Source organism: Streptomyces sp. NPDC048603, from assembly GCF_043199475.1.
GTDB lineage: Bacteria > Actinomycetota > Actinomycetes > Streptomycetales > Streptomycetaceae > Streptomyces.
Genome location: NZ_JBICVY010000019.1, coordinates 61,175 through 75,043 on the forward strand (window position 1 = coordinate 61,175; position 13,869 = coordinate 75,043).

Here is a 13,869-nt window from a genome sequence, read left to right on the forward strand (position 1 = left end):
TCTTGAAAGGCATTCAAGGAGAATGCATAATTGTGGTGGCGGTGCACTCGCACCGCACAGACCACCGAGACCGGCGTGACCGACGGACTGCCGGACTGACCCGCAACTCCCCCGCGAGCCCTGCCGAAACGGAGCAGCCGATGACCGACCTCCCGCCTCCCTTCGACGCCGCCTACGTCAACGCCCCTCACGTCCAGGAGGAGACCGAGGAGCTCATGCGCCTGCGACGCGCGGGCCGGATCGGCGAGCGGGACTGGCTGCTGCGCCACGCGGCCCTCACCGACCGGCAGACCCTGGGTGCCGACCCCGCCGACGGCAAGGTGCAGACCGCACTCCAGAGGAGCGTCGACAAGCTCATCGCCTTCGACACCACGAACGGCACGACGGCCGGCTCCCTCGCCACCGACCACCCCGCCTGGGCGGCCGACTCCCGCGGCTACGTCCGCCAGGAGTACGCGGTCTGGGCCGGGAAGTCGCGGCCGTGACCGCCGGAAACATCCCGACCATCCGCTGCGACCACACCGGCGAGACCGAGGCCGGCGACGGCGACGCCGAATGCGCCCGAGAATGGTTCGCTCCGGTCACGATGCCCCACCACCGGGCCCTCCGCGCCTGGCTGCGCGCACGCGGATGGCGCAGGCTGCGCGACGGCCGCGACCTCTGCCCCGACCACGCCCACAGCTCCTCCACCCCGACCGCCTCCCGGCCCCAGGGCCCGGAACCCGAGAGCAAGGCGAGCACATGACCGACACCCGCACCGCTCCCCCGCCGCTGCGCCCCCACCAGAGCGAGGCCCTCGCCCGCGCGGTCGAGGAACTCACCCCCTGCTCCCCCGCCGAGCCCCCGGCCACCGGCCTGCGCACCCAGGTCATCATGGCCACGGGCAGCGGCAAGACCCTCGTCGCCGTACGCGCCGCCGAACAGGTCGGCGGGGAGCGCGTCCTGGTCCTGGTCCCCTCCCTGGACCTCCTCGACCAAACAGCCCGAGCCTGGCGGGACGGCGGCCGCCGTGGCGCCTTCGTCGGGGTGTCCTCCCTCGACTCCCACGAGACCGGCTTCCCGCACACCACCGACCCGCAGACCCTGGTGCGGCTCACCGCGCACGAGAGCGTCACCGTCTTCGCGACGTACGCCTCCCTCGGCAACGGGATCCTGGAGGCCGCCCACGAAGTCGGCCTGTCCCCCTGGGGCCTGATCGTGGTGGACGAGGCGCACCGCACCAGCGGCCGGGCGGGCAAGCCCTGGGCCGTCGTCCACGACAACGCCCGCATCCCGGCCGCCGCGCGCCTCTACATGACCGCCACTCCCCGCATCTGGGCCGCGGGCGACGGCGACGATGAGGACGGCGAAGAGCTCGTCGCCTCCATGACCGATGACCCCGACGGCCTGTTCGGCCGCGTCGCTTACCACCTGCCGCTGGACACCGCGATCGAGGCCGGAATCGTCGCGCCGTACCAGGTGGTGGTCGTGGAGGTGCAGGACCACCAGCTCAACGCCGCGCTCCTGGCCGCCGACCAGGAGTCCGACACCGTCCGCGGCCTGCGCCTCGGCGCCCTTCAGGTGGCCACCCTCAAGGCCGCCGAGGAAGAGGGCCTGCGCCGGGTGCTCTCCTTCCACCAGCGGGTGTCCGAGGCCGAAGCCTTTGCCGTTGGCCTCCCCGGCAAGGCCCGCGACCTCCGCCGCGAGGACGGCGAAGCGGAGCCCTTCGAGGACACCGGCGTCTGGGCGCAGTGGCTGCACGGCGAGCACAAGCCGGCCCACCGGCGCAACGTCCTGACCCAGTTCGCGGCCGGCCTGACCGACAGCGGACAGAATGCGCGGCTCTCCCTCATCGCCAGCGTGAAGGTCCTCGGCGAGGGCGTCGACACCCGGGAATGCGAGGGCGTGATCTTCTGTGATGTCCGCGGCTCGATGCCGGACCTGGTCCAGGCCGTCGGCCGCGCCCTGCGGATGCACCCCGGCGAGGGCAAGATGGCCACCCTCCTCGTGCCCGCCTTCCTCGCCACCGGCGAGACCACGGAGTCGATGCTCACCTCCCCCGCGTACGCGGGCCTGGCCAAGCTCCTCGCCGCGCTGCGCGCCCACGACGCCCGAATCGAGCAGCTCACCAACCCCGGCAACCCGACCCCCGCGCGCACGGACGCCCCCGGCGCCGGGCCCGCCGACCACGACGGCACCCCGGACGACGAGCAGGCCACCGTGAGCTCCCCGGCCCGCGAGCTCCTGCGGTTCTCACAGCCGCGCGACGCGGGCCAGCTGGCCAGCTTCGTCCAGCTGCGGGTCCTCAACCCCGAGCGGGTCCAGTGGCGCCGCGGCCTCCAGGCCGCCCAGCGCTACCGGGCCGAACACGACGACCTCCGCGTCCCGTACGGCTTCCGCACCCCCGACGACTGGTCGCCCGCCAGCTTCCCGCTCGGCGTCTGGATCGCCGACTGCCGGCGCCACTACAAAGCCGGCGCTCTCGACGGCGGCCGGATCGTGCAGCTGGAGAAGCTCGGCATGCTCTGGAACCTCTTCGACGCCCGCTTCGACGAGGGCCTGGCCGCGGCCGCTGCCTGGGCAGCCGAATCCGGCATCGGTCTGGCCGCCCCCGTGGACGCAGACTTCGACGGCTACCCGGTGGGCCGCTGGCTGAAGAACCAGCGCGCGGCCGCCCGCCGGGCGAAGACGCCGCTCTCCCCCGAGCGCCGCGCCGCCCTCGCGGAGATCGACCCCGGCTGGTGCCCAGAGTGGAGCATCGACTGGCAGCGGGCCTTCCGTCTCGCCCAGCGGCACGTGAGCGCCGGCGGCGCGCTTCCGGCAGGGCCTGGCGTCCTCGGCGAGGACGGCGAGGACCTCGGCCGCTGGATCGCCGCGCAGCGCCAGGGATTCGGGAAGCTGGTGGGGGAGCAGCAGGAGTTGCTCGCCGCGGTCGGCATCGCGGCGGCTTCCGCTCCCGCCAAGCGGACCCGTGAGGAGACGTGGGCGCACAACCTGCGGGCGGCTGCCCAGTACCGCGCCCGAGTCGGCAACCTCAACGTACCGCGCAGCCACACCGAGGAGGTCGACGGCGAAACCGTGCGGCTCGGGGCATGGATCAGCCAGCAGCGCGCCAAGGCCGGGAAGCTCTCGGTTCAGCGGGTCGAAGAGCTGTCCGCCCTGGACATGCGCTGGCCATAGAGAGCGCGCCGCCGTCGGACCTCCGACGGCGGCGCGCGGGCGAGTGCCACCTCAAGGGCAAGTGGATGAAGCCGGCCAGCGAGGACCAGGCCCGCCGAGCGCTGGCGGGGCTTGGAGTAGTGCCAGCACTGCCGACCTGCGGCGGTGCTCGACGCGCTCGACTGACCGGCAGCCCTCCGGCCTGCGCTGTACGGAGAAGTTCAACGTCTGGCGCCTGTGACGTGGGCGTGCCGCTCGGCCGGTCTCCCGGCAGAGGGGGATTCGGCGAAGTGGCCCTTGCATGAGCCGCCGATTTGAGACGCCCGTGCGGTTCACGGTTTCGTTGGCATAGGGTGATCATTTGGCTACAGAGAAGGGTGCACCGTGTCGTGAAGGCAGTCCGCATGCCCAGCAGTTCCACCTTGATCGCCGCCCTCGCGTTGGTCTTCGTGGCTGGCTGCACGCAGCAGCCCGAGCGAGTCGATTCCGCCCCTCCGGCTCCGACCGGCAAGCAGGCCATACCGGCCCGCCCGGTCTACGATCCCCCGGCGAAGTTCGACACCGAGGCGGGCGTCCTCATGCCCTGGGAGTCCACATCGGGGCTGTTGACCTTCGCTCGCGGCACCTGGCTGGGCGACGGGCGGATCCCCGTGGCTCTCCACAAGGACAAGGCCTACATCGCAACTCTCGACCGCCTGCTGGCCTTCAACACGACCACCGGCTCGCTCACAGCCACCATCACCCCCACAGCCGAGGCACTGAGAGTCCTCGACAAGGGCAACCGGAACAACGCCGCTCCTCCGGTCATCACCCCAGGAGCCAATCCGCTGGTCCTCACTCCGTTCTTCGTACGGCAGCCGGGAGCGGGAACCCAGGCTCCCCGAGAACTCATCGAGCTGACAGCCACCGATGCGTCCAGCGACAAGGTCGCCTGGAGGCTTCCCCTGGCGCTGCCGTCCTGGACAAAGGAAGGCCGCGCGCACTTCGTCTCGGTCGTCGGCGCCACGGAGACGGTGGCCGTCGTGACGGTCAGCACCGGCGACTCGCCGTTGTTCTCCGCTGCCACCACCTACGGCATCGACCTCGCCACCCGACGTGTCCTGTGGACCAAGGACCTGTTCAAGGCGACCGCCATGACCGAGAACATCGTGGCAGGCGAACTGGAAACCGGCAGCACCTACGAAGCCGCGGCCGGCTACGACCTGCTCACCGGCGCCGAGCGGTGGCGAGGTGACGACCGCTATAGCCTCGACGTCAAAACCGCAGGGCCCCACCTCCTCCTCGTCCAGGCACGACACAAGAACGACTACCTCCTCAAGGTCCGACAGTTCCTCGATGCTGAGACCGGCACGGTGAAGCGCGAGGTCCCGGAAGACTTCGCTGGCTCCCGATGCGACCACGACGGGAAGACCACCATCGTCTGCTCCTGGGACCTGGGAAACCTCTACAAGGTCCGGGCCTTCAACGACCGCACAGCCTCACCGATGTGGCAGCTGCCAGACCAGACCGCCAACCGCATCGCCCCGCGAGTGACAGCAGTCTGGAACGGACGGGTCTACGGCAAGACGGATGACGGCCCCCTCGCGCTGGACGCACAGACCGGAGCGGACCTGCCAACGCAGCCAGGCGTCGCCCCGTTCCTCGTCAACGGGTACACCGGACTCGCCCTGTCCCCTGCCCCGGAAGATGATCTGACCGCGTACCCGGCCACTGGGTGACGACAGCTCAGTCACGGCCGGCGATGTCCCTCGCAGTCACCTTGGACATGCCCTGGAGATCGTGGAGCGGCCGCGGGCCAGCCGCGTGTTCACGCCTCGCCCTTGGAGGGTGAGGCGTGAACACGTTCAGGAGGATGAGTAGCCGGCCTTCAGCGCCAACCCCCTCCTCATTCCAAGGAATGTGAGCAAACGCCATACAAACGAGTTGGCGGTCGGTAGCGTGTGTCCTCGTCAGCATGACGTCTATCCACGTCTTCTGTAAGGAAGCGCTCATGGACATCCAGCTCACGATCACGAACGTGACGCCCGAGGCTTACGACGACCTGAAGGAGTTCCTCGCGAAGCACGCCGCGCGTGTCACACTCGACGCCAAATGGACCCGGGAGCGGGCGGAACGGTACTACCGGCAGCTACCTGACCGCGCGAAGAAGATCGTCCGCGAGGCGGCCGTCCGGGACGGCTACGTATCGGCCGACGACCTCCGCGACACCGAGGACAGCAGCCTGCGCGGACACAGCGCCGCACTCAAGCAGGTCCTCGAACGTGGAGAGCGCAACGCGTGGTGGCCTCACGAAATGCCAGCCCCCATCCAGCCGCAGGGCAAGGGCTTCGGGAAGGTCGACGGATACCGGATGCCCGATGAACTGGTGGGCATCTTCTTCGCGGCGATCAAGAAGGTGCACGACCAGGCGGCTGCAGCCAAGAGCACAACGGGACGGGTGTGAACATGGACCCGGACCAGATCAGTACGCCGTCAAGGGCGACGGCCGGCTCGCGCACCGAGCCCCCAACCATCCACCCCTACTGCTCGGGTTTCCCCATCGCCTGGGCGGTGACCGTGGCGGTGACCTTGGCTCCGGGGTAGAGCTCCTCCAGTTCCTTCACCAGGGCGTGCACACGGTGGGGGGTCTCCCCCGGGCTGACCGCCCGCAGCACTGGAAGCGTCGACAACTCCCCGCCATCTGACCATCCTCCATCGAGGACCAGGTCCGGACCGATCATGCGCGATCGGCTCTCCTGGTGCTCCGCCGAGGCGGCCAGTGGCGGCGACGTCCGCGTCACCCGCAGCTGCAGCACCCGACCTGCGTGAGGCCCCTCACGAACCGGCTCCGGCCGCGCCGGCCGTGCCCGGCGGGGCTCAAGCGGATGCCCTCGGCCGATCGGCCACTGCCGCGGGGCGTCCCGCTCGGATTCGTACTGCAGCAGGTAGGTTCGGCCCGTCGCCGGGTTGACCGTCTTACGGGCCTGCTCGATCCACCGCTCCAGCTTGCGGGAGTAGTCCGCACGCTCATGCCCCTCACCCTTCACGGGGAGTCCGTAGACCTCGGAGATGGCCCGCCGGGGGGCGAGCCCGAGGTGCAGGGCGTACTTGTACAAGACGGCGATGGCTTCAGCACGCAGCCGCGCCCCCGTCCTTCTTCTTGTGGGGCGTCGGAAACGCGAGCGAGACCAGCCAGATCGAGCTGCCGGGCGCTTCCCGTGCCTCCTCAGCCGCTCGCTTGACCCGCGCGATCAGCTCGGGGTCGTCGCAGGGCCGACGAGCGTTCCGCCGGGTTCGCGGTGGCGCGATGTCCCGGACCTGCCTCGCCATCCCGGTCGGCCAGTCCATGTCGACCTCGATCGCCCACCCCGGCCACCCGGAGGGACTCCGCAGGATCGCGCCCTCGTCGGTCAGCTCCAGCTGCGTGTCCTTGAACCTCTGCACCGCCCACACCACACAGCCAGTATCTCAACGGCCCGATGGCCGCCGCCCGTAGACGGGAACGGGCCCGGTGAAACTCCCCCGAATTTGTCGGCCAGGTTCCGCTGGAGATCCCCGCGAGTCTCTCCTTGCGGGACTAGCCCACCGGTTCCGCAAGATGCCACCACTCGGCGGGAGCCAGGACGACGGTGTCCGGCACCCTTCCGCGCCCGCATTCACAGAGACAGAGGGACAACATGTTGGACGACTTGCTCACCGGCTCGGCGGCGGAATTCCTCGGCGGCCTGGTTCTGCTCCTGGCGATCTGCCTCTGGCGGCGAAGCCGACAGCGCCGAGCGACCCGTCCCGGCGCGGTGGTCCCGAGCTCCGCGTCCCCGGCCGCGGGGTCCGCCCGGGTGTACACCCTGCTCGGCGCCCGGGCCACTGACGGCCAGCCCGTGCACCTCCCGAGCAGTAGGCCCGCTGGGACGTGCGTCACCTGGATCGGACAATCTGGCCCTGAAGACTTTGAGCTGACCGACGCGGTGCTGCTGGACGGCACTTTCGCCGCCGAACCGCGAGCACGCTATCGGTAGAGGTCTTGGCGGGCGTGAGGACGAGGCTGTGCCCCGATCCAGGCCGGCCTCCCATTCAATGAACACGCTGGCACCGTCTGCATGGCCCGCAGCGCTCTCGGGCGGACGTTCCCGCGATATCCCACCGGGGAAGCGCAGCTGGTTCGGACCCTGATGGTGTTGACCGCGGTCAACACCATCAGGACCGTGCTGCTTACGACTTCGGCAAGCCCACGGGTTCAGGCACCTCCCGCTGGGCAAGCCCCCATCTCGGCCACTTAAGAGCTGGGCAAGCCTTCGGGCAAGCCACCGTGAGGATGCTGAAGGGCGACTCCCACCACCTGGTGGGATGCGGCAGCCTGCTCACCATTCCTCCCGAGCTGGCGCCGTCACCGCCCCGCTCCAGGAAGGCGCCATGCCCGGACGCCGTAACTCAGCTCGTACCAGTGCCCGCCGACGGCCACGACTCGGACGTCGCCCTGTGCACCGCCGCAACACAGGGCGCGGCAGCGACATCGCCAGCCTCCTGGTGGCGGCCGCGCTCGTGTGCGGCCTGGTGCCACAGGCCCGGCAGTGGCTTGAGCTCCATAGCTCCAGCATCGCCGCCATTGCCGTCGGGGCCCTGGCCGTGGGAACACTGGTGCTGCTGCTCATGAAGGCCGGGCGGCGAGGCGCCACCGGCTGGGCCACCCGGCGCCAACGACCGGATAGCTGGGACATCCGCATCCTGGACGGCCTGCATCACAGCCAGTTCGAGGAAGCCGTACGGGACCTGATGCGCCGCGACGGTGCCCTCGATGCCGTGCGGGTGGGCGGCGCCGGTGACAACGGTGCCGACGTCAAGGGGACCGACCCCGAAGGCCGCCGATGGGTCATCCAGTGCAAGCACCGTCGTGACGGCGCGGCCGGGGCGGCAGTCGGCACACCTGACCTTCACGTCCTCAACGGCACCGGCCGCCCCGTCCATGGAGGCGACGTGGTCGTCCTGGTCACCAATGGCCGGTTCACAGGTCCGGCTGTGCAGTTCGCCCGGAGTCAGCGACTGCACCTGGTCGACCGCCGCACGCTGAACCAGTGGGCCTCCGGCCACCAGCCACTCTGGGATCTCCTCCCCCACCTTCCTGCACCACGCGGCGGTGGATCCCGCTTCCGCCGTCGCCAGTAGTGAGGCCGGACGGCATGGAGGCGGTCCGGCGCCATGCCGACAGGGCGCACGTCGCGGAGCCCCAGATCAGTGCGACGGGTTTCGCGTCCGTCTGGCCGCGCCCTGGCGCTGATTCCGAGGCAGAGGCATCGCGACACACCGGCCGTGAACCGTGAGTGACTTCAAGCATCGAAAGTTAGTAAGGTTGCCACATGAGCACTCAGAACCCTGCTGGAGACAGAGAGAAGGTTGTCTCCAAGTTGCCGGCCCTGATGCGGCAGGACTTGAAGGTCCGGGCAGCAGAGCGCGGTTGCGACATCCAGGACGCGGTTCTTCAGGGACTGCAGTCGTGGATGTCCACGGAGTCGGCACTGCCTCCGGTGTCCACAACCGGCGCCATCCCGTTCTCCACTCACCTGCCGGTCGGCTTGTGGTCTGCCGTACGCGACGTGTGTGGACAGCGCGGCCTTCCACTGGTCCAGGGGCTGTCTCAGGCCGTTCAGCTCTGGCTCGCTGACAATCCTTCGCCCAAGGTCAGGCCAGTCACGGGTATCCCCCAGCGCCTGGTGGTCTGCAACCAGAAGGGAGGAGTCGGCAAGACAGCCATTGCGGCGGGTCTGGCACAGGCCAAGGCCGAAGCGGGCGACCGCGTACTGCTGGTCGACTTCGACCCGCAAGGGCACCTCACCGAGCAGCTCGGGCTGGAGGAGATCCCGAACGACAAGGACCACGACAGCCTGGCGAAGCACATGGTGGGGGAGAACGACCGCCCCTTGCAGGACCTCCTGGTGCCGCTGGAGCACAAGAAGTTCGACGGCCGGCTCGTGGTACTGCCGACCTGTATGGACGGCTTCCTGCTCGACACCATGCTGGCCCTCTCCAAGCTGCGCACGAAGGAGAGCGCCCTGGAGAAGGCCCTCCGTTCCGTGGAGGAGCAGTTCGACGTCGTGATCATCGACTGCCCTCCGAGCCTGGGCATGGCCATGGACAACGCTCTGTACTACGCGCGGCGACGTGACGGAGAGGCAGCGGACACTTCAGGCGTGGTCATCCCGGTGCAGGCGGAAGACAGCTCGGCGAAGGCATTCCGGATGCTGGAAGAGCAGATCTCCTCCCTGGAAGAGGATTTCGCGCTGGAGGTCGACTATCTGGGCTTCGTGGTCAACCTCTACGAGAGCCGTCGCGGATTCGTGGCGACCTCGTCCCTGGAGCGCTGGGAGAAGATGGACACCCCCAGGCTCCTCGCCGTTGTCGGTGATCTGAAGGAGCAGCGGGAAGCCGTCCGGCTGCAACAGCCGCTCCTCGTCTACGCAGAGGACTGCGAGCAGTCCGAGATGATGCGCACGATCGCGCGGAGGCTTTCATGAGCAGCAAGAAGGAACTGCTTAGTCGGGCTGACACCTTTGAACGGGTGGCGAGCGACAGGAGTGCTCGCCGAGGCATGATCGACCGGGTGACCGGAAACGATGGCGTGCCTTCCCGACTGCCGCTGCGAGAGATCAGCGCGAACCCCGAGAACCCTCGCGAGGAGCTCGGTGACGTAGATGAACTGGCGGAGAGCCTGCAGACTGTAGGCCAGGTACAGGCCATCACGATCGCCAGCATCGACGCGTACCTCCGCGATCGACCGCACATGGAAGGCAGGCTCGACGGCGAGGCCACGTATGTAGTCGTCGACGGCCACCGCCGTCTGCTGGCAGCGGAGAAGGCCGGGCTCAAGACGATGAAGGTCTTCGTGGACGACGCGCTCGCCACGACCGACCAGAACCTGCTGGAGGCGGCCTTCGTTGCCAACGCCCAGCGCAAGGACTTCACGGACCTGGAGGCGGCGCAGGCTCTGAAGCTGCTGGTGGACCTCCATGGCTCCCAGCGGGAAGCAGCGCGTCGGGTCGGCAAGTCACAGGCTTACGTATCGCAGAAGCTGTCGCTGCTGGGTCTCACACCTGAGCTGCAGGCCGACCTCGCGGCGGGCCGCCGACAGGTGAACCACGTCCGGGGCTTGGCCGACCTTCCCGCTGAAGACCAGAAGGCCGTCGCAGACCAACGTGCTCAGGAGACGGCCCGCCGGAAGGCCGAGAAGCGAGAGCAGCGGGAGCCGAGTGATAACTCAGTTATCACTCAGGCCGTACCGGAGCCGCGCAACGGAGAGGTCCGCGGTGCGGCCGATAACTCAGTTATCACCCCGGATCGTCAGGCAAGTGCCGTCGGCGAGGCCGCGCCACGCGAGGGGACCGATAACCCAGTTATCACCGTCGCTTCGGGGGAGACCAGCGATACCGACACGCATCCGGCACTCGCCATGCACTTGTGGTCTCCGCTCCCTGACCTGGTCAAGTTGGCCGAGCTGCTCCGCGCCCAGCTGGACGAGGACCAGCGCCTTGACCTTGCTGCCCGCCTCGTCGATTAGGCGTGGAGTCCACCTCATCCAATGGTGCCTCGGGCCATCGCCCCGGGGCACCACCTGTTGTACCCATGCCCTCGATTGAAGATCAGAAGCATGGGACAGTCGATCATTCGAGACCTCATGATCAGCATGCGAAGGAGGTGCCAACTGTGCAGCTGACGCGCACCCACCGGCTACTCATCGGTGTGGTGATCGCAGGTGCGGTCATCATCGCGGGAATCGGCTTTGCGGGTTCGTACGCGGCGGTCCGCGAGCTGGCGCTGAAGAAGGGCTTCGGCAACTTCTCGCTGGTCTTCCCGATCGGCATCGACGCGGGCATCTGTGTGCTGCTCGCGCTGGACCTGCTGCTGACGTGGATCCGGATCCCGTTCCCGCTGCTGCGCCAGACCGCCTGGCTGCTGACGATCGCCACCATCGCGTTCAACGGCGCGGCGGCCTGGCCGGACCCGCTGGGCACCGGCATGCACGCCGTCATCCCGGTGCTGTTCGTGGTCACCGTGGAGGCGGCCCGGCACGCCGTGGGCCGGATCGCGGACATCACCGCGGACCGGCACATGGAGGGCGTCCGGATCACCCGGTGGATCCTGTCCCCCGTACCCACCTTCAAGCTCTGGCGCCGGATGAAGCTGTGGGAGCTGCGCTCGTACGAGCAGGCGGTCGGCATGGAGCAGGACCGGCTGATCTACCAGGCCCGCCTGCAGGCCCGTTACGGGCGGGCCTGGCGGCGGAAGGCCCCGGTGGAGGCGCTGATGCCGCTGCGGCTCGCCCGGATCGGCGTCCCGCTGTCGCAAACTGCCTCCGCGGGACTGGCCGCAGCCGGCCTGAGTCCGGTGCTGCTCTCTCGTGCCGAGCCTGAGCCCACCCGCTTGCCGGAGCCCGAGCTGGTGGCCGCAGCCCCCGCGCCCGAACTACCAGTGGCCGCCCAACCCCTTGGCGGCGACGCCCCTGCGCCGGCTCCGGAAGCGGAATCACCGACCGAGCCCGTGGCCGCGGCTCCCGAGGCCGGGGAGGAGCTGCCCGAGCTTGCTCTCGCCGACCTGGCCCAGGCCGGGCGGGATTTCGTGGCGCAGTACAGCCGCATCCCGTCCGCGGAGCAGTTCGCCGCCTTCCTCGCGCGGAACTACGGCCTGACCGACCAGGACACCGGCGGGCTTCTGCCTGACGCCCTCCTGGAGCAGGTACTCGCCGAACTCCGCGCGGCCGAACTCGAAGCTGCCGCACGCGTGGCCGCCGCGCCGACTGCACAGGCGCCCGTGACCGACGACCCGGTGACCGACGAGTCGGCCGTTCCGGCGCCGGTGTACGAGGAGCAGCCGGCCGGGGCGGAAGGGCCGCACCCCTTCTTCGGGGAACCGGTCAGCCTGCGCAGCCTGTCGGTGCCGCCGGTCGATACCGCGCCGCGTCCTGCCGAATCGGTCCCGGCGCCGACGGCTTCTGTGACCGATGCCGGCCCGGCCGGACCCGCCAGCCGGGCCGGCGAGCAGCCCGTGCACGGGGAGCCGGCAGGCGCGGAGGTGCAGGGCTGGGTGGCCGACGTGGCCGCGTCTGGTGAGGCGACCGCACGGGTGCCCCGGCAGCAGACCGGCGAATCATCGGTCGAGGCGGACCCGATCCAGCACGAGATCGATCAGGTGGCTTCCTGGCTGGCCGAGGCCGAGGAGACAGGGGCGCGGCTGTCGGGAGCCGAGGTTGCCCGTCGCCTGGGGGTCTCGCCCAAGACCGGTCAGCGTCGCGTGCTCGATGCTCAGCGGCACCGGGAGGAGCAGCGCAAGCAGCAGGGCCGGGCGCACCTCCGTTCCGTCGCCAGCAGCTGACCGAACGCCCTCTCGGGTCCCGGTGACCGGTCATCGGTCACGGCTGCCGACCGCCTTGGGCTGCTGGTGGGCCGTGACCGATCGGGGCATGACCGATCCCGTGACCGATGGCCGGGGCGGCCCGTGACCGATGCCGGGGCCGGTGACCGGTGACCGATCCGAGCCTCATCGGTCACCGGTCATGACCGATCCGCGGCCACCGGTCACCCGTCCGCCTCACCCACCGCCTGGGCAAGCCTGCGTACCCGAAACCGGGGGCTTGCCCACCCCCAGGGGAGGCTTGCCCAGAGTTGCACGGACCGGTCACGAGGGGGCTTGCCCAACCCCCTACCAGGCTTGCCCAATCGGTCACGGGAGGCTTGCCCAGCTAGAGGGCAAGCCTCCCATCTGCGCTTTTAGGGCTTCGGGCAAGCCTTCGGGCAAGCCGGTCTGAGGAGTGTGTACGGCACGAGATCCGAGAGGAGACGTGCCGTGCATGACGTTTCGCACCCCGCCGCTGGCGGCGGGTTCTTCGACCGGCTGGATGCCGACTGGGCCGCGCTGTGCGCGGACCCCGGGCTCCGGAACGCGGTGACTGACTGGGTGACCGATGGCCACCTGACCGACGGCATCGCGGCCGTGACCGATTCCTGGGCCGGCTCTCTGACGCCCGCCCAACTCCTTGCCGCGCTCCGTCCGGCCGCCGACGGTGTGACCGATGAGCTGACCGATGCCGTCCTGCGCGCCCTCCTCCGGCGCGCCGCCGGCCGTGACCGATCGGCCGCCTTCGCCGGCCGCGTCATCGTCCAGGCGATGCTCCCCGCGGTCATCCGCATCACTCGCGGACAGGTCCGCTCGACCGGCGGCCGCACCCGTGACGCCGTCGGTCACGTGACTGTGGCCGCCCTGTACGAAGTCGCCCGCGCCGGCCGCATCCACCTCCGCCCCGGCCGGCCCGCCGCCAACCTCGCGCTGGACACCCTGCGCCAGGTCCTGGCCGAGCTCGCCGCCGAGCAGAGTCCGGCGGGTGAGGACCTCTCAGCTGCCGAGCACCTGACCGACCCGGCGCCGGGCCCGTACGAGATCGCCCGCGCCCGGACCGTACGGGCGGCCGCCGCCGAGGCCGGCCTCCATACGGGCCCGGCCGACGACGCAGCGACCGCCCCGGCCCGGCTGGAGCTCCTGGAGCTTCTCCTCGACGCGGTCCGCGATCGCGCCCTGTCCACTGCCGAGGCTCAGGCACTGGCCTGGCGCCACATCAGCGGTGGCATCCCGGACGCCGAGGCCGCTGCCCGCGCCGGGACCACGGCCAGCGCCTGGCAGCGCCGCCGCTCCCGGACCCTGGCCCGCCTCAAAGCATCCCTCCAGCCCGAGGCCGCGGCATGACCTGGACCACCGCCCCGGCCACCGTCCGCT

12 protein-coding genes are annotated in these 13,869 nt (G+C 69.9%); 10 read left to right on the forward strand and 2 right to left on the reverse strand.

Translation table 11 applies throughout. The features are described 5' to 3' along the window. Positions 1-140 precede the first annotated feature (140 nt). From ACGFQ9_RS34780 to ACGFQ9_RS34800, 5 genes are all read left to right on the forward strand, one after another. Complete coding sequence (locus tag ACGFQ9_RS34780) at positions 141-485, forward strand: hypothetical protein (RefSeq protein ID WP_393579528.1); 345 nt, start codon at positions 141-143, stop codon at positions 483-485. After that, positions 482-745, forward strand: a complete 264-nt coding sequence (locus ACGFQ9_RS34785) for a hypothetical protein (protein WP_393579530.1) — start codon at positions 482-484, stop codon at positions 743-745. The genes ACGFQ9_RS34780 and ACGFQ9_RS34785 overlap by 4 nt, the downstream gene beginning before the upstream one ends. Then, on the forward strand, positions 742-3,159 hold the full coding sequence (locus ACGFQ9_RS34790) for a Helicase associated domain protein (protein ID WP_393579532.1): 2,418 nt from the start codon (positions 742-744) through the stop codon (positions 3,157-3,159). The genes ACGFQ9_RS34785 and ACGFQ9_RS34790 overlap by 4 nt, the downstream gene beginning before the upstream one ends. 383 nt (positions 3,160-3,542) lie before the next feature. Next, positions 3,543-4,856, forward strand: coding sequence for a hypothetical protein (locus tag ACGFQ9_RS34795; RefSeq protein ID WP_393579533.1), 1,314 nt, complete (start codon positions 3,543-3,545; stop codon positions 4,854-4,856). A 272-nt stretch (positions 4,857-5,128) separates the two neighbouring features. Beyond that, entirely contained in the window at positions 5,129-5,581 is a 453-nt protein-coding gene (locus ACGFQ9_RS34800; RefSeq protein ID WP_393579535.1) for a hypothetical protein, read from the forward strand. Between the two features lie 76 nt (positions 5,582-5,657). On the opposite strand, the gene ACGFQ9_RS34805 is transcribed toward ACGFQ9_RS34800, so the two are convergent. Both ACGFQ9_RS34805 and ACGFQ9_RS34810 read right to left on the reverse strand, forming a co-directional pair. Then, on the reverse strand, positions 5,658-6,233 hold the full coding sequence (locus tag ACGFQ9_RS34805) for a hypothetical protein (RefSeq protein ID WP_393579537.1): 576 nt from the start codon (positions 6,231-6,233) through the stop codon (positions 5,658-5,660). Positions 6,234-6,246: 13 nt separating this feature from the next. Beyond that, the gene (locus ACGFQ9_RS34810) at positions 6,247-6,561 is read right to left on the reverse strand and encodes a hypothetical protein (protein ID WP_393579539.1); all 315 of its coding nucleotides are present in this window, start codon (positions 6,559-6,561) and stop codon (positions 6,247-6,249) included. Between the two features lie 1,032 nt (positions 6,562-7,593). On the opposite strand from ACGFQ9_RS34810, the gene ACGFQ9_RS34815 reads away from it, so the two are divergent. From ACGFQ9_RS34815 to ACGFQ9_RS34835, 5 genes are all read left to right on the forward strand, one after another. Next, positions 7,594-8,277 carry a restriction endonuclease gene (locus tag ACGFQ9_RS34815; RefSeq protein ID WP_393579541.1) on the forward strand — a complete coding sequence of 228 codons (684 nt, stop codon included), beginning with the start codon at positions 7,594-7,596 and terminating at the stop codon, positions 8,275-8,277. Between the two features lie 191 nt (positions 8,278-8,468). Beyond that, positions 8,469-9,623, forward strand: a complete 1,155-nt coding sequence (locus ACGFQ9_RS34820) for a ParA family protein (protein ID WP_393579543.1) — start codon at positions 8,469-8,471, stop codon at positions 9,621-9,623. After that, complete coding sequence (locus ACGFQ9_RS34825) at positions 9,620-10,663, forward strand: ParB/RepB/Spo0J family partition protein (protein WP_393579545.1); 1,044 nt, start codon at positions 9,620-9,622, stop codon at positions 10,661-10,663. The genes ACGFQ9_RS34820 and ACGFQ9_RS34825 overlap by 4 nt, the downstream gene beginning before the upstream one ends. Before the next feature lie 137 nt (positions 10,664-10,800). Continuing rightward, positions 10,801-12,474, forward strand: coding sequence for a DUF2637 domain-containing protein (locus tag ACGFQ9_RS34830; protein WP_393579547.1), 1,674 nt, complete (start codon positions 10,801-10,803; stop codon positions 12,472-12,474). Between the two features lie 471 nt (positions 12,475-12,945). After that, positions 12,946-13,839 (forward strand): hypothetical protein, encoded by an 894-nt coding sequence (locus ACGFQ9_RS34835; protein ID WP_393579549.1) that lies wholly within the window; start codon positions 12,946-12,948, stop codon positions 13,837-13,839. The last annotated feature ends 30 nt before the right edge of the window (positions 13,840-13,869 follow it).

What these genes read in the sequence shown, in the direction of transcription:
- ACGFQ9_RS34780 (WP_393579528.1), top strand. Translation starts at nt 141, where the DNA reads ATGACCGACCTCCCGCCTCCCTTCGACGCCGCCTACGTCAACGCCCCT.
- ACGFQ9_RS34790 (WP_393579532.1), top strand. Translation starts at nt 742, where the DNA reads ATGACCGACACCCGCACCGCTCCCCCGCCGCTGCGCCCCCACCAGAGC.
- ACGFQ9_RS34795 (WP_393579533.1), top strand. Translation starts at nt 3,543, where the DNA reads ATGCCCAGCAGTTCCACCTTGATCGCCGCCCTCGCGTTGGTCTTCGTG.
- ACGFQ9_RS34800 (WP_393579535.1), top strand. Translation starts at nt 5,129, where the DNA reads ATGGACATCCAGCTCACGATCACGAACGTGACGCCCGAGGCTTACGAC.
- ACGFQ9_RS34820 (WP_393579543.1), top strand. Translation starts at nt 8,469, where the DNA reads ATGAGCACTCAGAACCCTGCTGGAGACAGAGAGAAGGTTGTCTCCAAG.
- ACGFQ9_RS34825 (WP_393579545.1), top strand. Translation starts at nt 9,620, where the DNA reads ATGAGCAGCAAGAAGGAACTGCTTAGTCGGGCTGACACCTTTGAACGG.